This window comes from Vibrio sp. DNB22_10_4 (assembly GCF_052879755.1).
The window spans coordinates 414,087-434,719 of the sequence record NZ_JBNNXW010000002.1; the positions used below are offsets into that span (position 1 = coordinate 414,087).

The following is a 20,633-nucleotide window of genomic DNA, read 5'->3' on the forward strand; positions in this document are numbered from 1 at the left end:
GAGTTAGACCCTTGGCAAACAGTAAATCTGCTAAGAAGCGCGCTATCCAAGCTGAGAAACGTCGCCAGCACAACGCTAGCCGTCGTTCTATGATGCGCACTTACATGAAGAAAACAATCGCAGCTATCGAAGCTGGCGACAAAGAAGCAGCAACTTCAGCATTTGCAGAAGTTACTCCAATCCTTGACCGCATGGCGACTAAAGGCCTTATTCATAAGAATAAAGCTGCTCGTCACAAGGCTCGCTTCTCTGCTGCAATCAAAGCTCTATAATTTAGACTTTGTATTGTGTTAAAAAAACCGGCTAAGGCCGGTTTTTTTGTATCTGCATTTTCTATATTGACAGTTTTCTTTGTTAACAAGAAAACACTCGCTACGACAAAGTAGCGAACGTTATGGCTTACTCATCGCTGCAGTACATACCATGCAACGTTTCAATCAACTGGCGAACTTCGCTGCTGCTCAGGGTATAAAACACCGTTTGTGCTTCTTTACGCGTGGAGACCAATCCATCGCGGCGCAACCAAGCTAAATGCTGAGACAGTGCTGATTGACTCAATTCCAAACGCGCACACAACTCACCGACCGACAACTCTGTATTGTGTAGCATACACAGAATTTGCAGGCGTCTCTCATTAGCCATCGCTTTTAAGAGTACTACCGCTTGTGATGCGTTTTTCTCCATATCCTGCAAGTTCATAATCTACCTCTAGTTATTTGGTGATACCGTTGTCAATGTGCCAGTCTTTGCCACAGAAAATCATAACGCTGGCAATTTCCGACACATTTTACATGGTTAGCACGCGCATGCTAACGCTTTGTTTAATTAACTGTTGTTGAAATGAATAAATTGATAACTAACTCTAAAGTTAAAACGCAAGTAGATCAGTAAAATCCGCTTCACAGACACTTTTTACCGCTGGATGTTGGATCATTCGTTCTGCGAAAATTACGTAATACTCTTCTTTAATGTCTTCAATATCTCCAATCAACTGCAAGTTACGCTTATCTTTTATTTCCGACATATAGATACTTGGCGCCAAGAAGATGACATCGTCTTTGTACATAGAGAAGGCTTTCATCAACGCAACATCGTCAAACTCACCCAAAATATTCGGCTGAATCCCCTGTTGGTCAAACCATTGGATAACTTTACGACCCATGGATGTACGACTACCAGGAATAAGCAGCCGAGTCTGTTCAAGTACTTCAGGAAAACGTACGTTCTCCAAATGCCCAGAAGTAAAGAAGCTCATGCGACTTTCGCCCAGCTTTTTACTGAACAACCCCGGACTTTGGCTGGAGTCCACTGGACAATCAGACAGAATCATATCCAGCTTATGCTGAGCCAGTTGCTCTAACAGCATTTCGTGCGTTGATTCAAAGCAGCGAAGGTGGATGTTGTTATCTTCAGGAATAGTCGTCATTAAGATCTTACTGACTAGACGTTTAGACAGCGCATCCGCGACACCAACATCAAACAGTAGGTTGGAGCGCTGGCTGTAATTAACGATATCCAGCATCTCGTAACTCAGCCCAAACATTCGATCTGCGTATTTATAGACCAGTTGTCCTAGCTCGGTTGGCTCAACACTGCGACCATTTCGCTTAGTCAATTTGCCATCCATACGCTCTTCTAGCGCTTTGATTTGTCCGGTAACCGTTTGTGGAGTCAAAAACAGCGCATCGGCTGCTTTGGTAACTGAACCTTGTTTACACACCATCCAGAAGTAGTACAAATGGTTATAGTTGAGATGAGACATTCTAAATCGCCTAAATTGAGTGACTCTCTTTTATAGCAAAATCTCGCCACATCAACAATGTTCGATATAACCGACAACAAAAACAGTTTACCCTTCATTTTTACGAAATAAGCACTGTCACATTTGCCACACCACTGTCATATAAATGACAAAGTGGTCAATATAAATCGATTTAATTCATCAATCATGTCAGATTAATCTCTTTTTCTCAAAAAGAAACAACTCCTTAAATATCAAACATTTAAATGCGTAAATACAAATTTACAGAACAAAAATCAACCGATGATCGCACTTAAATCACATAGAAATAGTTTCGTCATATTTCTGTAATATTCGAGTTCTACTATCGCGTCAGATTCAACAACAGGCCGCAAATAGATTAACCAAGGCCAAACGGAGAAAACTATGATGAACCAAGCAACTACAGCGACGACTCCTATGTCGACTACGACGCGTTGGCTGCGCTGGGCTAACTTGGCATTCATGCTTTACCTATTGCTACTTGCTGTTTCTATGGTAGGTAGTGGCTTTAAAATGGCGACAGGCGAGCACGCAAAAGTGCTATTCGAGTTTGCTTCTCACCCAGTAGCAGGCTTGATGATTGGTTTGGTTGCTACGGCACTGATTCAGTCTTCTAGTACTGTTACGTCTATTATTGTTGGTCTGGTAGCTGGTGGCTTACCTGTGACGACTGCAATCCCAATGATCATGGGTGCAAACATTGGTACTACCGTCACCAATACCCTAGTCAGTCTTGGTCACGTTCGTTGCAACACCGAGTTTAAGCGTGCTTTTGCAAGTGCTACGATTCACGACTTCTTCAACTTGCTTGCTGTCGCTATCTTCCTGCCGCTAGAAATGATGTTCGGTGTGCTAGACAAGATCTCTAGCTGGCTTGTATCGCCAATGATGGCGACAGGCGATATGAGCATGGGTGGTCTTAACTTCATCAAACCAATCACCAAGCCAATAGTGAGCGCTATTCAAGAGCCGCTGAGTGCATTTGGTGACGTGACCGGTGGTGTACTACTTATTGTTCTTGGTATCGCAACTATCTTCGTTGCTATCACTGTGATGGGCAAACTCATGAAGAGCCTAATGGTTGGTCGTGCTCGCGAAATTCTAAAGAACGCAATTGGTCGTGGCCCAATTCACGGTATCGTGTCTGGCTCTATCGTGACAGTACTGGTTCAGTCTTCATCAACAACCACCAGCTTAATGGTTCCGCTAGTCGGTACGGGTGCTCTGAAAGTTCGTGACGTGTACCCATTCACGCTAGGTGCGAACATTGGTACTTGTATCACGGGTCTGCTTGCTGCCACTGCGGTATCTGGTGAGTACGCTGTGTTTGCTCTGCAGATTGCTCTAGTGCACTTGGTGTTCAATATCATGGCAACGGTATTTATCTTCGGTATTCCGTTCCTGCGTGAGCTTCCAGTGAAAGGCGCCGACTTTATCTCTGATATGGCTATCAAGAACAAAGCCGTTGTGGCGGGTTACCTAGTGTCTATCTTCGTAATTATCCCAGGTTCGATTCTAGCCCTGACTGCTTAACGACGAATTCACTGGCGCCGCTAAATGGCAATAGTAAAAAATAAAAAAACGCTCAGCAGATGCTGAGCGTTTTCGTTTTTAGAAGTCACCATAATCGTAGGCGTCATAAGCATCGTACGCGTCGTAATGCTCGATAAGATCGGCTTCATCGACGTAGTCCCAATAGTAATAGCGGTCATAATAGTAGTTGTAGTACGGGTCGCCGACATAATAGGTTTTGATGCGTTTATCTTCCGTCCAAAGGTAGTAGTTTGACGCCTTTAACACTGGGACAGAAAGCGTTTGCTCCCCCACTTTGATATCCGTTTGTCCCTCAATGTTGCCGACAAAAGTCATCGGTTTACCTAGCACAAAGATCTTCGGATCTAAAAATCGCTCTACCTTAACGACAAAACGGCTACTTCCCTGCCGGGTCTCATCTGGTCGCCCTTTCGCATCAAGCTCAAAATAACTGATTTGCAACTCACTACTGCTTGCCGACGGGTTAGTAAGTTTTGCAACCACCCCACCCCAGCGCGCTGGCTGACCTTTATAAGGTGTCGCATCAGGGCTCGCATCTTGATAACTGACCAACAGCTTTTCATCGGCAACTTTGATCTCATCGGGGCCGCTACTGCAGCCCACCAGCAAGGCTGCCAATATCCATACATACGCTCGCATTTTCTGCTCTCCTATTTTTCGCTCATTTCATTATGAGTCAACCGCTTAACGCTTCGCAAGTTACAACCTATTGTTGAGTCTTTGCATCCTATTATTGACACATCACTTAGCGACGCAGACCGCCAATACAGCACAACAATACCAAGACTAGAAACTAACCCAAGATTGACGTTAACCAACTTACCGAAGTTTAAGTCGTTGTTTACTCTATTACGCAATCACTATGTATAGGACTCTGTCATGAAAACAAAAATTCTACTTCTCAGCACACTTATCGCCTCACCAAGCTTTGCATACTACTGTGACCAAACCGCAGAAGGCGCTATCGATGGAGCAGTAGATGGTGCAATCACCGGCGCTGTTGTCGGTGGTATTGTTGACGGCGGACGCGGCGCAGCTGCCGGTGCTGCAATTGGTGGCGGTACGGGTGCGGTTGTAGGTACTGTTGATGGCGCTTACGATGAAGAAGCGTGTGAAGTCGTTACAGATGTCGCTGTAGAAGACGAAATCGTGGCTGAAGAAGTCGTTGAAGAAGAAATTATCGAAGAAGAGATCATCGACGAGGAAATCGCTGAAGAGTATTACTACGACTAACGTTTTACCTTCACATTTTGGCAGTTACCTAGAGGTAACATCCCCCTATGTTACTGCCAACCTTCTCCCTCCAGCGATAAACTGCAATCAATAAACTCGACGAAAAGGTCCAGTATGCACAAAATCGCACTTGTTACCGGTGCGTTTCAAGGGATCGGTCTCGCCACATCTGAAATGCTCATGGAACAAGGTTTCCACGTGATCATGGCGGACATCCAATCTTGCAGCGCCCTCGCCAATGAACTCCGTCACAAAGGCTACCTGGCATCGCACGTTAAAATTGATCTTGCGATGTCTTCAATGTTTCCGGCTATCGCCAACAAGATAGAGGAAGAGTTTGGTCGTTTAGATGTGTTGGTCAACAACGCTTCAATCTTAGCGGATTTTGGCAAGCATCCATCACGGATCGATGAGGACACTTATCGACGAGTGATTGAAATCAATCAGATTGGCCCATTCTTGCTTACACGAGCTTTAACCCCGCTACTGAAAAAATCCGCTGGGGCTCGTGTGGTCAATGTATCGAGCCAAGCGGCTCAGCTTTCTCAGCTCGCCAATATGAACTCCCCTTGGAGAGATGATGTCTGTGCAGCCTATCAGTCCTCAAAAGTTGGTGTTAACGCCAACACAGTCCTGTTTGCCAAAGAGCTTGAACCATTTGGTATTAAGGTGAATTCCTACTGCCCTGGTTGGGTCGATTCCGGCATGAATCTAGATGAACTGCCTGAATACGGAGACAAGGTGAAGCTGAAAACACCACGAGAAGGCGCCGACACTGCGATCTGGTTAGCGACACTAGAAGAAGATGGTCCAACCGCAGGCTTTTTTACCGAACGTGAAGCCATTAGCTGGTAAAAAAGCTTTTAGTCAGCAACAGAGCTATATTAGCTGATCACAAAAAACGCCGAGCAGGCTGACCTGCTCGGCGTTTTTATTCGACTCTTTACATGAAACGTTATACTGAAAACGGATAACGAATCGGCTCGTGACTCTCGTAACCAATCACTTCAAAGTCATCCAGCGTTACCCAAGTTTCTAGATCTTCTAGTGACTTGATTTTTGGGTTAATGCGAAACTCTGGCGCAGCCAAGGGCTCACGTTTAAGCTGCACATCACGCATCAGCTCAAGCTGATCTTCATAAATATGCGCATTCACAATCTTGTGGTAAGCCAGACCCGGCTTCTTGCCGGTGATTTGCGCCATGATGGCCAAAAACACATACACCTGAACCATATTGAAATTAAGTCCAAGCGGCACGTCACAAGAGCGCTGAGTACTGTTTAGATATAAGGTGTCGCCCAATAGAGAAAAGTGGTGGCTGTACATACAAGGACGTAGGCACCCCATATGAAATTCACCTGGGTTGTAGAAATTAAGAATTTCACCACGGTCATCAACGCCCTTTGAAAGGTCATCAACAATCTTGCGAAGCTGGTCAATATGGCCTCCATCCGGCTTCGCCCATGCTCGGCCTTGAACACCATAGACACGTCCCATATCGTCTTCGCCTTTACGATATGGATTGTTTAACCACGCTTCATTGAGGTTAGCGTTAGCATCCCACGTTTTGGTGCCCAACTTGCGAAAATCTTCCGCATTGTCATAGCCGCGGATGTAGCCAAGTAGCTCAGCGACTGCTGCTTTCCAAAAGCTCTTGCGAGTTGTGACCAATGGAAAGGCATTACCAGCAACATCGTAAGTAAGATCGGCATTAATCACGGTTAAACAACGTTTACCAGTGCGCTCGTTCTCAACCCAAATACCCTCGTCAACGATTCGCTGACATAAGTCTAAATACTGCTTCACGACAATTCCTATTACTTCGATACTTTTGGAGTGGTTGCACCGTTGACTTTATAAGCCCACGCGACCATCAAGCCGCCAATGATCATCATTGGCAATGAGAGGATTTGACCCATTGAGATAAATCCACCAAACAAACCTAGGTGGGCATCCGGCTCGCGCACGTACTCTACCATAAATCTAAAGGTTCCATAACCAAGCAAGAACAAGCCAGAGACAGAGCCTTCTGGGCGAGGTTTACGAATGAACCAGTTCAGAATTAGGAATAACACCACACCTTCTAACGCAAACTCATATAATTGAGATGGGTGGCGAGGTAACGGACCGCCGTTGGGGAAAATAATCGCCCATGGCACATCTGTCACGCGTCCCCAAAGCTCACTATTCATGAAGTTGCCAAGACGCCCCATGCCTAAGCCAAACGGCACTAGTGGCGCAATAAAGTCCGCAACATTAAAGAAAGTGCGACCGTTTTTACGTGCGTACCAAAACATCGCCGTGATAACACCCAGCAAGCCGCCGTGGAATGACATACCGCCAGTCCACACTTTAAATAGATAAAGCGGGTCTTGTAGCAGCTCTTCAAAGCCGTAAAACAATACGTAGCCGACGCGACCACCGATAACTACTCCAAGAAAGCCGGCAAACAGAAGATCCGACACTTGCTCTCGAGTCCAACCTGAACCTGCCTTATCTGCGCGTCGATTTGCAAGCCACAAAGCGAAAGCAAAACCGATCAAGTACATCAAACCGTACCAACGGACAGACAGCGGACCTAACTCAAACAGAACAGGGTCAATATTTGGAAACTGGATATATCCCTGAGACATAAAACGCTCACTTAAAGTTATTAAATAATGGGGCTAAAACATCATAGAAAATGCCACGAACAATAGAAAGACTGCAAAAATCTTTTTAAGTTTCGGTGTTGGCATTGTCGTCGCCAACTTGGCACCAAATCGCGTCGTCACCATGGAGGTAGCGGCAATCGCAAACAAAGCTGGTAGGTAAACATAGCCGACACTGAATTCCGGCAGCCCTTCGGCCTTCGCACCATGAAACACGAAGCCTAACATGCCTGCCAGTGCAATCACACAACCACAAACAGAAGAAGATCCCACCGCACGGCGCATTTCAACGCCATGTTTACTCAAAAATGGCACCGACATCGAACCGCCACCGATGCCTGCTAGGCTCGAAACCATGCCAATTCCCGCACCACAGCATGTGGTGATAAATGGAGATGGAAGATTTCGTACCGTTTGAGACTTAATTGATAGGAACATTTGAATCGCTAACATCAGCACGATAAAAGCAAACACCTTTGGCAGGTAATGCGAAGGGATCCACTCTGCGATGTAAGAGCCAGCAAACCCACCGATGACCACACCGGGTATGAGCCACTTAATCACAAACAAATCAACATTGCCTAACTTAAGGTGATTTATTGCCGATGAACCAGAGGTAATAATGATCGAAGCCAGAGAGGTCGCGAGTGCTATATGCATGACTAAATCACTACCAATGCCAAACTTAGGCAGCAAAAACGCCAGGGCTGGTACAACAATCAGGCCGCCGCCAATCCCCAGCAGACCCGACATAGTTCCTACTACAGCACCAAGCAGTAGCAACAGCAATATCAATTCGTAATTCACAACAAGACCAAATATAAGAGTTAAAATTTACCTGCACGGATGAAGCCTGCAAGACCTTTGACCTCAAAGAAATCGCGCATTTGATTGTAGATGGTTTTTCCATAGGGTTGCATCAGCGCTTTGTCAGCAAGTTGTTTAAGCTCATCGAGTGAGCTCTGCGCAAGCAAGTATTTCACTTTTGCCACGTTAGAGGTGTTCATACTCAAGGTATCGTAACCTAAGCCAACGAGTAGAAGCGCGCCAATAGGGTCACCGGCTAACTCGCCACAGATACACACAGGTAAGTCATAGGCTTGGCAAGTCGCAAAAATGTGTTTCATTGCCGCAAGCACTGAGGGGTGCAACGTTTCGTAGATGTCTGCTACTTGCGCATTATTGCGATCAACCGCCAACAAATATTGGGTTAAGTCATTGGTGCCCACCGAAACAAAATCGACTCGCTGTGCCATGAACGGCAAAATATACAGCATCGATGGGACTTCAATCATCACACCGATTTGTGGTTTTTTCACCTCTGGATGAGCATCATGCACTTCCTGATAAGCTTGTTCAATCAGGGTTGCCGCATCATCAAACTCCTGCACCGAAGAGACCATAGGCAGCAAAATGCTCAGATTATCAATGCCAATGCTAGCACGAAGCATCGCACGCAACTGAATCAAAAAGATATCAGGATGATCTAGGGTAAAACGGATCCCACGCCAACCCAAAAATGGATTATCTTCCTCGATAGGCAAATACGGCAACGCTTTATCGCCACCAATATCCAATGTACGCATGACGACTCGCTTATTCGAGTAAGCACTTAGCACAGAACGATATTGATGCAGTTGCTCTTCTTCCGATGGAAACTGCTGCTGCAATAAGAACGAAATTTCGGTGCGGTACAAGCCGACGCCATCAACGTTTTTGTTGATTGAAATACTGGTATCAGCACTAAGACCCGCATTGAGCATAACTTGAATACGCTGACCATCTTTGGTAGCGGCCTCAAGATCAGCCGTCGACTCCACCATTTGTGACAGTTCCGACTCCTCACTGACCAGCTCTCGGTATTCCAATAACAGCTCTTGGCTAGGGTCTGGGAATATTTCACCGCTGTAGCCATCAACAATACCGAGCTTGCCACTAAGCAGCTCAGGGTTAGTATTCACCCCCATGACCGCTGGAATGCCCATGGCTCTAGACAAAATTGCCGCGTGCGAGTTAGCCGCGCCTTCCAGCGACACAACTGCAAGCAATTGCTGTTTCGGAATAGACGCTAAAATCGAAGCGGTCAGCTCTCGAACCACTAAAATCACGGGCTCGTTAAACTCGTGAATGGGGTACTCTGTATCATGGAGGAAGAACAGCAATCGCTGACCAAGCTCTTTAATGTCTTGCGCCCGCTCGCGTAAATACACGTCGGACATTTTTGCAAAGCGGTTGGCGTAGCTTTCGACGACTTGGCGCAGTGCCCAATCGGCTTTATCCCCTTTTTGGATCTGAGCTTTAAGGTCGTTTCTCAACATCGGATCGTTGAGTAAGTGGGTAAACAAGTCAAATATGGCCAGCGCATCTTTATTGAGCTCCAAATCGAGCTTTTTGCGCATGCGCTTAAAGTCCGCCAGCGCATGTTCTATCGCAACCGAGAGCATCTCTTGCTCACGTGCCACATCAAGCGTGGACGCAGGGAATACGTCACTCAGGTCTGGCTGAGTGTTGTCCCACCAAATAGGGCCAATCGCAACACCAGAAGAAGCCCCGATGCCCTTAATGACAAGCGCGGCATTGTCATCAAAAAAGCCATGTCCCTGGGCGATCGCATGAGCAATCAACACCGCGATCTGCGCAGACAGTGTGACCAGAAAAGACTCTTCCATTTCACTAAACTGTCGGGAGCTTTTTTGCTGCACGACCAACACACCGAGCACTTGCTTGCGATGGATAATAGGCGTGCCAAGAAAAGAATGATAGAGGTCTTCCCCCAGTTCAGGGAAGAACTTAAATGCGGAGTGTTTGGCGGCCTCTGCCAGGTTGATAGGTTCGGCGGTACGCTTAACTAAGCCGACCAAACCTTCATTGAAGCCAATATGAATCGTATCACCTTGGAAGGTAAGACCTTGGGTCGCCATGAGCTCTAGGCGCTGCTTATCGTCGTTGGCAAGATAAATAGTGCAGCACTCGGTGTTCATAGCTGAACACGTTTGCTGCACTAACATCTCGAGGGCTGCATGCACGTCTTCTACTTTTGAGACGTGTTCAACTATATCCCTTAGTTGCGATAGCATACTTATCCTCTTCGATGCTTTCTTTTGCCTTTAAATTTTCGTTCTTTAAACGGCATCGCTAGCGAAGCAAACTCTTTCATCGCACGGCGGTAGACATCACGCTTGAACGAAACCACTTGTCTAACTGGGTACCAATAACTTACCCAACGCCAACCATCAAACTCAGGGGTATTACCGCGCTGCATATTGATTTTGGACTCATCACAGTCCAAGCGCAGTAAAAACCATTTCTGTTTTTGCCCGATACAGACCGGTTTCGAATCCCAGCGCACCAAACGCTTAGGTAACTTATATCTTAACCAGTGACGACTGACCGCAACGATTTTAACGTCGTTCTTAGTCAATCCCACTTCTTCATACAGTTCTCGATACATGGCCTCTTCAGGGGATTCACCTTCGTCAATACCGCCCTGAGGGAACTGCCATGAGTGTTGTCCGTATCGTTTAGCCCAGAAGACCTGACCATGGTTGTTACAGATTACAATACCAACATTCAGTCGGTAACCATCGCCATCTATCACTGGCCAACCTCAATTAAATTTTCATTACCTTGATTTTTCCACATATCCCCAACTTGAGCAAACTTATGGATGTGTAAATTTGAACAATTACCACTTCTTTGTCACGCACTGGATAAGATTCAAACAACACCTTAGTTATCAACATTACAATGAGACATAGGCCACATTTATTCACCTTTTCTGTGAATAACTGTGTGAAGAATCGTTGATCTCTCAGAGAAATCATAGAAAAACCACAGTTAAAGAAACTGAACAAAAAACAGATAAAATAAACAAACCAATTTAAATCAATAATTTAAAGAAAAAATAATCATTAACTCTATGTGGTCGTAACTCATTTTATTTACCATCACTCAGATCGGTCAAAGATCAACCATCGATAGGTTTATCCACATTAGGAATGCCAGTTTTCATACAAAGCTCGATATTTCAAGCAGTTTGTCGACTAAAATATACTGATTATTTATCCATGCATCCATTTTTAATGGCAATTAGTCTTTCCCTCTGTGGATAACTATTTAATAGATCAAGTTTGCAGCGAAGTGATCCTTTTTTGTACAGAGCACGAATCCGTTCTCATGGTAAACTAGCGGCGATTAGAAAAAACAGCGACATGACACCCATGAACACAGCCCCAAAATCCGAAGCCGAACTGTTAGAACGCGCCCGCCAAATCGCTGGCATGAGCTTTGGCGATCTTGCCAAGCCAGCCAATATGCGTGTACCTGACAATCTCAAGCGAGACAAGGGTTGGGTTGGTCAATTACTGGAGTGGCACCTTGGTGCAACGGCTGGCAGCAAACCTGTACAAGATTTTCCTGAAATTGGTGTCGAGCTAAAGAGCATCCCAATTGGCTACAATGGCAAACCACTGGAGTCGACCTTCGTTTGCGTCGCCCCTTTAACAGGGATCACCGGGTTAACTTGGGAAGCCAGCCATATTCGAAATAAACTGTCGCGAGTCCTTTGGCTACCTGTTGAGGGTGAGCGCGAGATTCCTGTCGCAGAGAGGCGTGTGGGATCTCCGCTTATCTGGAGCCCTTCGAAGCAAGAAGAGGTATTGCTTAAAAACGACTGGGAAGAGCTCATGGATTTGATTGCACTCGGTGATGTTAATCAAATTACCGCCAGAAGCGGTGAAGTACTGCAAATAAGGCCAAAGGCCGCCAACAGCCGAGCGAAGACGGAAGCGTATGGCACAAATGGTCAACCAATAAAAACCTTACCCCGAGGCTTTTACCTCAGAGCGAGTTTTACGAGCTATATCTTAGAAACCTACTTTGCTTAATACCTGTTTGCCGCTACAGAGACATGCTCAGTGCAAGTTGAGTTCAATATCACAGTAGCGATTCATCTCTGCGCTGCCGCACTCATCGTAGGCGTTATGAAGCCGTAGATAGGCTTTTTCTACACCGAGACGTGTCAGTGCTTCTTTTACAGAATCTAAAGATTCGTAATGAATAGGCTCATCATCTTGTTTAATGGGTTCGAGTTTGTGCTTGTATTCCACTGCAAGTAAATAGTGTGAAATATCAGCACAACCGATCACAAACACCTTAGGTGGCTTATAACTCTCTTTATGATGTCCGTGTAACCAACGATCGAGCTGATGTTTTTGCATAGTCCACCTCCTCTGCTTTTGTGGATAATGCGTGACTTATCACTATCAGTTTAGCCAAGGCACAGCCAGTTGCGCATAAAATGAGCAGAACTTTTATAAAAACGGGGTATAGTGGAATCAAATAACAACAAGCAAGGATGGCTCAATGAAATACCACAAGCTCCCACACTCTTCGCTCGAAGTCAGTAAAATCTGTTTGGGAACCATGACATTCGGTGAGCAAAACACCAAGCAAGAAGCCTTTGAACAACTCGATTATGCCGTTGAGCGCGGAATAAACTTCATCGATACTGCAGAGATGTATCCAGTTCCACCCAAACAAAACACTCAAGGGTTAACTGAATCTTATATCGGTGACTGGCTATCGCATTCTGATAAAAGACAAAAAGTCGTTTTAGCAACCAAGGTCGCAGGCCCGCGCAACGTCCCTTACATTCGCGAAAATATGAGCCTAGATCGCCGCAATATACATCAAGCTCTCGATGACAGTCTCGCTAGATTAAAAACCGACTATATCGACCTTTACCAGCTTCATTGGCCCCAGCGCAAAACTAACTGTTTCGGACAACTTAATTACCCTTATCCTGACGACAATGAAGAAGTTACCTTAATTGAAACGCTCGAAGCACTAAACGAGCTGATTAAGGTGGGGAAAATTCGCTACATTGGCGTCTCCAACGAAACGCCATGGGGTGTAATGACACTGCTCAAGTTGGCGGAAAAGCACGACTTGCCAAGAATCGTTTCCATTCAAAACCCTTATAATTTACTTAATCGAAGCTTTGAAGTGGGACTGTCGGAAATCAGTCACCATGAAGGGGTTGAGCTACTCGCCTACTCGCCATTAGCCTTCGGCTGCTTGAGCGGTAAATACCTTGATGGACAAAAACCGGAAGGCGCACGTTGCAGCCTATTTGAACGCTTTGTCCGTTACTTCACGCCTCAAGGCATTGAAGCAACTCAGGCTTATGTCGATCTTGCCCACAAACACGGCCTAGACCCATCACAAATGGCCCTGGCATTTGTGAATCAACGTCCTTTTGTGGCCTCCAATATTATTGGTGCCACCAATCTCGACCAACTAAAAAGCAATATCGATAGTATTGACGTCACCTTGTCCGATGAACTGTTAGAAGAGTTACAAATAATAGGGGCAAGGTATTCAAACCCTTGCCCCTAATCGTGTTTTCTAGCGCGTTTTTGAGGGATGGAAAAATGACTCAATCTCGCTATATCAAGAACTCGGCGGGCAGTGACACTGCCCGCCTTGAGTTACGTAGCTAATCTTGACTGCAACTCTCGACGTAGATGACGAGCTTTGCGTTTAGCGACAACTTGAGGAGCTGCGACATGACCAAGTGGACGACCTTCTTTGTCTAAGCCGATGTCTCTTAGTAGGTGCTCGTTGTGAAGCGGCAATTGATACGCGCTACGACGGTAGCGTCTTTTCCACTCACGCTCTTCTTTTTGAATGTCAGCTTTAATTAGCCATGTTGCGATAGTTAGATAAACAGAAGTACGCATAATAATCTCCAGATTATGAAATAAAGAGGAGAGAAATAGCAGTCTAGGAAAGATATAAAGACTCTTATGTGACTGCTATTTCCGCAGCCTCATAAGGTTACGGATTAATTAAGCTTGTGCTGAACTTGCTACCGGTTTGTCGGTAACAGTGGCGGTCGAAACTAGACCACACATATGATCAGCATCAGTACGGCGAACAGCACAAGCGTTGATAAAAGAAATACGATTCATCATTTTCTGTGCCTCCATACTGGCTTTATTAATCCTGAAATTTGGGTAAATGAGCGTCTTGCTCACGGTTAATTCTTATGCAGTTCGTTTATTAAATCAACAAAACATATACAAAAAAGTGAAAAACAAATGAATACTCTAGTGATGACAATCACGAGTGTTTTAATGCCGAGTATTTAATCAATCACCTACAAAAATACGGTGATTAATTTTATTTAAGCAAAATACAACCTGATATTATTTCAAGCCCACTTAGTGCGAGCTACATCAACCTTCCGTGTAATTGCAATGTAAACCACTTAAAACGGCGTCAATTTCAACCAAAAAAGGTGCCGAAGCACCTTTCATTGTTCAAAACCTATCCGTTACGCTAGATAGTCTCTTCTGTGATCAAGTTGTGCTTGTTCAACAAGCGATACATCGTCGCCCGCGAAATACCTAACTCTTTCGCCGCTTGCGTTACCTGCCCGTTGTGACTATCGAGGACTAAAATAAGCGCATCACGCTCTGAGCGTTCACGAATACTTTTCAAACTACGTTTACCAGAAAACGTACCCGGTAGCTCAAAGTGTTTTTTCGATAACACCTCTTCTTCAGTCATTAATACCGCTCGCTTCACCTGATTCAGTAGCTCCTTCACGTTTCCAGGCCAATGATAATAAGTCAGTGACTTAATTGCATCGTCGTCAATGGATTTCACAGGAGAATTAAATTCTTTAGCAAATTGGTTTATGTAATGTGTCACCAATAGTGCAATATCTGTCGCACGCTCTTTAAGACTAGGGACATTAATTCTTAACACATTAATGCAATGGAAGAGCTCCTCGTTAAAGGTACCGTCACCCAAGGCTTTCTCAATATCTGAGGAATCCGCCGCTAAAATACGCACATCAAATTCCTTGATGCCTTTAGCCGTTTCAATTTGCCCATCTTGATAGAACTTTAACAAGTTAAGTTGCTGCTTAGGTGGCAGAGTAAATATGTCGTTGAGGACAATGGTGCCGCCAGATGCTTGATCAAGCAATGAACTCTGAGAAGCGTCATGCATACCAAAAAACTCATTTTCGAAACGAGCATCCGAAAACGCACGACAATTGACAGCAATAAACGGTTTTTGCGAGCGAGCTGAACAGCGATGAATCGCCTTGGCAACCGACTCCTTACCTGCTCCAACTTCACCGTGGATCATAATACTCACGTCTGTTGGACCAATACGACGAATTTGGTCACGTAGTCGTCTAATGGGCAGCGATTGCCCGACTATACCTAGGTCGTTATCGTTGCCATTGTGCGGCCAAACTTTTTGCTCAAGTTTGAGCATACCAAGCTGGTGACCAATGGTACTCATGAGTCTTGAGTCTGGAATTGGCGTGGTGAAGAAATCGATACAGAAATTGACGATAAATTGGCAAATCGTATCTGAGCTAAGTTGCGACTCACGGATAAACGCTATCCAACGCACCTGCTTATGCGTACTAACGAGTTTCGCGATACCATTTAAGCTAAAATCATCCCGCGTGAGATCGACAATACCAATACATGGTCCAATCTCAGAAAACAGTGCATCTGCTTTGCGAAGATCAGAGCATTGCGTGCAGCGCCAACCCGCTTGCTCTAAAACAGATAGCCAAGGCTCATAAACTCCACCCACCACGACCAAAGAGCCGGGGATTGAATCCATCCGAAATTCGGTTCCCATTACATCATTCCTATTATTGTTTTTAGATTCAATAGCTCCATTCTATGCATGTGGCGCTATCTATCAAAGACGACTATCGCGTTTAAAACCTACAGAGGTGTCTCACATTTAAGACTAGTGCACGATTTGTAACTTTTCTATAAACATTCAAAGGATTTTGGCATAAAAAAAAGCCTCTCCGCAGAGAGGCTTTGTAGGAAGTCATAACCTTAGCAGAGAGCTTACTGCTGAGGACGCATCGCTGGGAATAGGATAACGTCACGGATGGTGTGCGTGTTAGTAAATAGCATCGCCAAGCGGTCGATACCAATACCTTGACCCGCTGTTGGTGGTAGACCGTGCTCTAGTGCAGTGATGTAGTCTGCATCGTAGTACATTGCTTCGTCATCACCTGCGTCTTTCGCATCAACCTGTGCTTTGAAGCGCGCGTCTTGATCTTCTGCATCGTTAAGCTCAGAGAAGCCGTTCGCGACTTCACGGCCACCGATGAAGAACTCAAAGCGGTCAGTGAAGAATGGGTTGTCATCGCTACGACGCGCCAGTGGAGAGATATCTGCTGGGTAGCCAGTGATGAACGTTGGCTGGATTAGCTGAGGCTCAGCCGTCTCACCAAAGATCTCTTCAAGAAGCTGGCCACATGTCCAGAACGTCTCTACTTCAACGTGTACAGACTTAGCAATCGCTACCATCTTGTCTCGGTTAGTTAGGTCTTCTTCTGTCAATGCTTGGATTTCAGCGTGATCTGGGTTGTAGTGTTTGATCGCTTCAAACATACTCATACGTGCGTAAGTGCCGCCAAACTCAACGGTTTCGTCACCGTAAGGCATAGACGTTGAACCTAGAACATCCATCGCTACCGTGCTTAGCATCTCTTCAGTGAGATCCATCAGATCTTTGTAGTCAGCGTATGCTTGGTAGAATTCCATCATAGTGAATTCTGGGTTGTGACGTGGCGATAGGCCTTCGTTACGGAAGTTACGGTTGATCTCGAATACGCGATCAAAGCCACCAACCACTAGACGTTTTAGGTAAAGCTCAGGGGCAACACGCAGGAACATGTCGATATCAAGTGCGTTATGGTGCGTGATAAATGGACGTGCAGTCGCACCGCCAGGGATCACGTGCATCATTGGCGTTTCGACTTCTAGGTAGCCTTTTGAGCTCATGAAGTTACGAATTGCTGATACAAGCTTAGAGCGAATGATGAATGCGTGACGAGAGTCTTCGTTAACGATTAGGTCAACGTAACGCTGACGGTAACGCATCTCTTGGTCAGTTAGACCGTGGAACTTCTCTGGTAGTGGACGAAGTGCTTTCGTTAGCAACTCGTACTCTTCCATGTTCACGTAAAGATCGCCTTTACCAGACTTGTGAAGTGCACCTTTCACACCGATGATGTCACCGATATCAAGGCCTTGGTATTTCTCTTTTAGCTCTTTTTGAACATCTTTTGCTGCGTATGCTTGGATACGACCAGACGTTTCTTGAATCGCTAGGAATGGACCACGCTTAGCCATAACACGGCCTGCGATTGCCACTACGTGGTTTAGCTCTTCTAGTTCTTCTTTCGTCTTCTCACCAAATTCCGCTTGAAGGTCGCCTGCTAGGTGTTCACGACGGAAATCATTTGGGTGGCCGTTGGCTTTGCAGCTTTTACGGATATGATCCAGTTTTGCGCGACGCTCAGCGATCAGCTTGTTTTCTTCTTGTACGTTTTCGTTTTGAACAGCATCAGTCATTTTTCGATGTATCCTGTTTTAAAAGTGGTGAAAAGCTTACAGGCCTGATTTTAGGCTAGCTTCGATAAATTTGTCCAAGTCGCCATCAAGAACCGCTTGAGTGTTACGGTTTTCAATGCCAGTACGCAAGTCTTTAATGCGTGAGTCATCAAGTACGTAAGAGCGAATTTGGCTGCCCCAACCGATGTCAGATTTAGCATCTTCGTTCGCTTGCTTCTCTGCATTTTGTTTTTGCAGTTCATGCTCGAACAGTTTTGCACGTAGCTGTTTCATCGCTTGATCTTTGTTTTTATGCTGAGAACGATCGTTCTGACACTGAACCACGATGTTAGTTGGAACGTGAGTAATACGAACCGCAGATTCCGTGGTGTTAACGTGCTGACCACCCGCACCAGAAGCGCGGTAAACGTCGATACGAAGATCAGACGGGTTGATCTCGATATCAATGTTGTCATCAATCTCTGGATAAACAAACGCAGAAGCAAATGAAGTGTGACGACGGCCGCTTGAGTCAAATGGTGACTTACGAACTAGACGGTGAACACCTGTCTCTGTACGTAGCCAACCATAAGCATACTCGCCAGAGACCTTCACAGTCGCGCCTTTAAGGCCAGCGACTTCACCTTCTGATACTTCGATGATTTCTGTCTTGAAGCCTTTCGCTTCTGCCCAACGAAGATACATACGTAGCATCATGTTGGTCCAGTCTTGCGCTTCCGTACCACCAGAGCCCGATTGCAAGTCGATGTAGCAATCTGACGCATCGTGGTCACCGGCGAACATACGACGGAACTCAAGCGTTTCTAGCTTGGCTTCCAGTTCAGCAAGTTCTGGTTCAATTTCATCGAAAGTTTCTTGGTCTTCTTCTTCAACCGCAAGCTCAAGAAGACCGTCTACGTCTTCCACACCTTGGTCAAGAAGGTCGATGGTTTCAACAACCGCTTCTAATGAGGCACGTTCTTTACCTAGTGCTTGCGCACGCTCAGGCTCGTTCCATACATCCGGTTGTTCAAGTTCTGCGTTGACTTCTTCTAGACGCTCTTTCTTAGCGTCATAGTCAAAGATACCCCCTCAGGATATTTGTGCGTTCAGACACATCCTGTAGGCGGTTTTTGATAGGATTGATTTCAAACATATTTGCTCAGCATTTATGAGTAGAATTTAACCGCAGAATTCTACTCAAAAATGTGACGAAGATACAGGAAAATATCGATTTTCCTTGACCGAAATATCAAGCCCCTATCGAGGCTCAATATGGTCGACCATCAGTTGCAATGACTGGTTTCCACGAAACTCATTGATATCCAGTTTGTAAGCGAGAGTGACGGTTTTCACCGAAGCATCTGGCCAACGGCGTAAATCCACATTAAAGGCGATCGCATCCAGCATAATATTGGTGCCAAACCCTTTATGCATCGGCTCAACCATCAGCTTGAGGTGTTTTTCTCCCACCAGCTTTTGATGCAGCACTTTAAACTCACCATCAAACACAGGATCAGGGAACGCTTGTCCCCAAGGACCTCCAGCACGGATCTGCTCTGCGGTATGCATGGAAAACTCTTCCGGCGTTAACTCACCATCCGACAAGATAATACCTTTTAACGCGGTATCACCCAGCTCTTCACGCACCACCTCATCAAACAGCTTACTAAAGCGCTCGAAGTCTTTTTCCATGATGGTAAGACCGGCTGCCATCGCGTGACCACCGAACTTTAAAATCAATCCCGGGTTCTGGGTATCAATACGGTCAAGAGCATCACGCATATGCAAACCTTGGATAGAACGACAAGAACCCTTAATTGTTCCTTCGCCACCATCGGCAAACGCTATCACCGGGCGATGGAATTTGTCTTTGATACGAGAAGCCAAAATGCCAATCACACCTTGGTGCCAATCACGCTGGAACAGCGCTAGGCCATACGGCAGCGCCGCCTTATCACTAATTTGCAAGCGCTCACAAAATGCCAACGCCTCTTGCTTCATGCCTTCTTCGATGTCTTTGCGCGTCTGGTTAAGACCATCAAGTTCACTGGCCATCCGGCGAGCAGCGTGGATGTTATCCGACATCAAAAGCTCAACACCAAACGACATGTCATCCAAGCGACCAGCGGCATTGATTCGTGGACCAAGCGCAAAACCAAAATCGGATGCCACCAGCTTTCTTGCATCGCGCTTAGCAATTTCAATCAAAGCTTGAATGCCGGGTCTAGCTTTGCCCGCTCGAATTCGCTGCAGGCCTTGATGCACCAAAATGCGGTTGTTCTCATCCAAAGGCACCACATCGGCAACGGTACCGAGCGCCACCAAATCAATCAGCTCCATCAATTTTGGCTCAGCCATACCTTGCTCGGCGAACCAATTGCGCTTTCTCATATAAACGCAAAGTGCCATCATCAGATAAAACGCGACGCCAACACCCGCTAGCGCTTTCGATGGAAACCCACACTCATTGAGGTTGGGGTTGACCATTGCATCTACATTCGGCAGCTCTGAACCCGGTAAGTGGTGGTCAGTCACCAGCACCTTGATGTTATTGTCTTTGGCGTACTGCACCCCGGAAATCGAAGAAACACCATTATCAACAGTCATGATGACTTCTGCACCAATCTCGATAGCTTGATCGACCACTTCAGGGCTTAGACCATAGCCATCTTCAAAACGGTTCGGCACCAGATAGTCTACATTTCGACTGCCTAGCATACGCAGCGCCAATACAGAAAGCGCCGAGCTCGTAGCACCATCAGCATCAAAGTCACCGACAACGATGATGCGCTTTTGCTGCTCAATCGCTTCAAACAGCAGCTCAACAGCGGGGTCAATTCCCGCTAGTTGTTGGTAGGAATGCAGCCCTTTGGCCGCTTTTTCCAATTGAGCTACATCACTCACACCACGGCTGATGTACAGACGGCGCAGCAAAACAGGTATAGAGTCAGGAAGTATCGAAATATCGACGTCAGGGCGGCGTTGGATTTCTATCATAAAATGCAATGGGGCCTTAA

The 20,633-nt window shown here is 45.8% G+C and carries 21 protein-coding genes; 6 read left to right on the forward strand and 15 right to left on the reverse strand.

Annotation, left to right across the window (positions count from 1 at the left end; translation table 11 throughout):
• The first annotated feature begins 11 nt into the window (after positions 1–11).
• Positions 12–272, forward strand: coding sequence for a 30S ribosomal protein S20 (rpsT, locus tag ACVA6Q_RS09950; RefSeq protein WP_042473565.1), 261 nt, complete (start codon positions 12–14; stop codon positions 270–272).
• Between the two features lie 127 nt (positions 273–399).
• Here rpsT and ACVA6Q_RS09955 read toward each other — a convergent pair whose 3' ends face one another.
• Together ACVA6Q_RS09955 and nhaR are read right to left on the reverse strand one after the other, a co-directional pair.
• Positions 400–699, reverse strand: coding sequence for an ArsR/SmtB family transcription factor (locus ACVA6Q_RS09955; RefSeq protein ID WP_042496542.1), 300 nt, complete (start codon positions 697–699; stop codon positions 400–402).
• A gap of 169 nt (positions 700–868) precedes the next feature.
• Positions 869–1,762: a transcriptional activator NhaR gene (gene nhaR / locus ACVA6Q_RS09960; protein WP_112459583.1), complete on the reverse strand. Its 894-nt coding sequence runs from the start codon at positions 1,760–1,762 to the stop codon at positions 869–871.
• 408 nt (positions 1,763–2,170) lie between these two features.
• Between nhaR and ACVA6Q_RS09965 the strand changes: the two genes are divergently transcribed.
• The gene (locus ACVA6Q_RS09965; RefSeq protein ID WP_418642260.1) at positions 2,171–3,316 is read left to right on the forward strand and encodes a Na/Pi symporter; all 1,146 of its coding nucleotides are present in this window, start codon (positions 2,171–2,173) and stop codon (positions 3,314–3,316) included.
• Positions 3,317–3,394: 78 nt separating this feature from the next.
• On the opposite strand, the gene ACVA6Q_RS09970 is transcribed toward ACVA6Q_RS09965, so the two are convergent.
• Positions 3,395–3,976 (reverse strand): Slp family lipoprotein, encoded by a 582-nt coding sequence (locus tag ACVA6Q_RS09970; RefSeq protein ID WP_446647389.1) that lies wholly within the window; start codon positions 3,974–3,976, stop codon positions 3,395–3,397.
• Between the two features lie 240 nt (positions 3,977–4,216).
• Between ACVA6Q_RS09970 and ACVA6Q_RS09975 the strand changes: the two genes are divergently transcribed.
• Positions 4,217–4,570, forward strand: a complete 354-nt coding sequence (locus tag ACVA6Q_RS09975) for a hypothetical protein (protein ID WP_446647390.1) — start codon at positions 4,217–4,219, stop codon at positions 4,568–4,570.
• A gap of 114 nt (positions 4,571–4,684) precedes the next feature.
• Entirely contained in the window at positions 4,685–5,425 is a 741-nt protein-coding gene (locus ACVA6Q_RS09980; RefSeq protein WP_353497001.1) for an SDR family NAD(P)-dependent oxidoreductase, read from the forward strand.
• 100 nt (positions 5,426–5,525) lie between these two features.
• Here the strand turns inward: ACVA6Q_RS09980 and ACVA6Q_RS09985 are convergent, their stop codons facing one another.
• From ACVA6Q_RS09985 to rppH, 5 genes are read right to left on the reverse strand one after another with little or no spacing between them, the layout of a single operon-like run.
• Positions 5,526–6,377, reverse strand: a complete 852-nt coding sequence (locus tag ACVA6Q_RS09985; RefSeq protein WP_353497002.1) for a thymidylate synthase — start codon at positions 6,375–6,377, stop codon at positions 5,526–5,528.
• Positions 6,378–6,388: 11 nt separating this feature from the next.
• The gene (gene lgt / locus ACVA6Q_RS09990) at positions 6,389–7,204 is read right to left on the reverse strand and encodes a prolipoprotein diacylglyceryl transferase (RefSeq protein WP_353497003.1); all 816 of its coding nucleotides are present in this window, start codon (positions 7,202–7,204) and stop codon (positions 6,389–6,391) included.
• Positions 7,205–7,237: 33 nt separating this feature from the next.
• Positions 7,238–8,029: a sulfite exporter TauE/SafE family protein gene (locus ACVA6Q_RS09995; RefSeq protein ID WP_353497004.1), complete on the reverse strand. Its 792-nt coding sequence runs from the start codon at positions 8,027–8,029 to the stop codon at positions 7,238–7,240.
• 20 nt (positions 8,030–8,049) lie between these two features.
• Positions 8,050–10,299, reverse strand: a complete 2,250-nt coding sequence (ptsP, locus tag ACVA6Q_RS10000) for a phosphoenolpyruvate--protein phosphotransferase (RefSeq protein WP_446647391.1) — start codon at positions 10,297–10,299, stop codon at positions 8,050–8,052.
• A gap of 2 nt (positions 10,300–10,301) precedes the next feature.
• Positions 10,302–10,820, reverse strand: coding sequence for an RNA pyrophosphohydrolase (rppH, locus tag ACVA6Q_RS10005; protein ID WP_353497007.1), 519 nt, complete (start codon positions 10,818–10,820; stop codon positions 10,302–10,304).
• A gap of 622 nt (positions 10,821–11,442) precedes the next feature.
• Between rppH and mutH the strand changes: the two genes are divergently transcribed.
• A complete protein-coding gene (gene mutH, locus ACVA6Q_RS10010; RefSeq protein WP_446647392.1) occupies positions 11,443–12,108 on the forward strand; it encodes a DNA mismatch repair endonuclease MutH in 666 nt (221 codons plus the stop codon).
• Positions 12,109–12,135: 27 nt separating this feature from the next.
• Here mutH and ACVA6Q_RS10015 read toward each other — a convergent pair whose 3' ends face one another.
• A complete protein-coding gene (locus ACVA6Q_RS10015) occupies positions 12,136–12,441 on the reverse strand; it encodes a DUF6482 family protein (RefSeq protein WP_042496529.1) in 306 nt (101 codons plus the stop codon).
• A 145-nt stretch (positions 12,442–12,586) separates the two neighbouring features.
• Between ACVA6Q_RS10015 and ACVA6Q_RS10020 the strand changes: the two genes are divergently transcribed.
• Positions 12,587–13,621 carry an NADP(H)-dependent aldo-keto reductase gene (locus ACVA6Q_RS10020; protein ID WP_446647393.1) on the forward strand — a complete coding sequence of 345 codons (1,035 nt, stop codon included), beginning with the start codon at positions 12,587–12,589 and terminating at the stop codon, positions 13,619–13,621.
• Between the two features lie 92 nt (positions 13,622–13,713).
• On the opposite strand, the gene ACVA6Q_RS10025 is transcribed toward ACVA6Q_RS10020, so the two are convergent.
• The 6 genes from ACVA6Q_RS10025 to recJ form a co-directional block, all read right to left on the reverse strand.
• Entirely contained in the window at positions 13,714–13,965 is a 252-nt protein-coding gene (locus ACVA6Q_RS10025; protein ID WP_418641976.1) for a DUF1127 domain-containing protein, read from the reverse strand.
• A 108-nt stretch (positions 13,966–14,073) separates the two neighbouring features.
• The gene (locus ACVA6Q_RS10030) at positions 14,074–14,199 is read right to left on the reverse strand and encodes a hypothetical protein (RefSeq protein WP_353497011.1); all 126 of its coding nucleotides are present in this window, start codon (positions 14,197–14,199) and stop codon (positions 14,074–14,076) included.
• Positions 14,200–14,566: 367 nt separating this feature from the next.
• Positions 14,567–15,895 carry a sigma-54-dependent transcriptional regulator gene (locus tag ACVA6Q_RS10035; RefSeq protein WP_353497012.1) on the reverse strand — a complete coding sequence of 443 codons (1,329 nt, stop codon included), beginning with the start codon at positions 15,893–15,895 and terminating at the stop codon, positions 14,567–14,569.
• A gap of 221 nt (positions 15,896–16,116) precedes the next feature.
• Positions 16,117–17,634 (reverse strand): lysine--tRNA ligase, encoded by a 1,518-nt coding sequence (gene lysS, locus ACVA6Q_RS10040; protein WP_446647394.1) that lies wholly within the window; start codon positions 17,632–17,634, stop codon positions 16,117–16,119.
• A 36-nt stretch (positions 17,635–17,670) separates the two neighbouring features.
• Positions 17,671–18,769, reverse strand: a protein-coding gene (gene prfB, locus ACVA6Q_RS10045) for a peptide chain release factor 2 (RefSeq protein WP_112459573.1) whose coding sequence is annotated in 2 segments (ribosomal slippage) — positions 17,671–18,693 and positions 18,695–18,769 — 1,098 coding nt in all. Because the reading frame shifts where the segments join, the coding sequence is not laid out codon by codon here.
• Positions 18,770–18,873: 104 nt separating this feature from the next.
• On the reverse strand, positions 18,874–20,613 hold the full coding sequence (gene recJ / locus ACVA6Q_RS10050) for a single-stranded-DNA-specific exonuclease RecJ (protein WP_446647395.1): 1,740 nt from the start codon (positions 20,611–20,613) through the stop codon (positions 18,874–18,876).
• Positions 20,614–20,633: the final 20 nt, after the last annotated feature.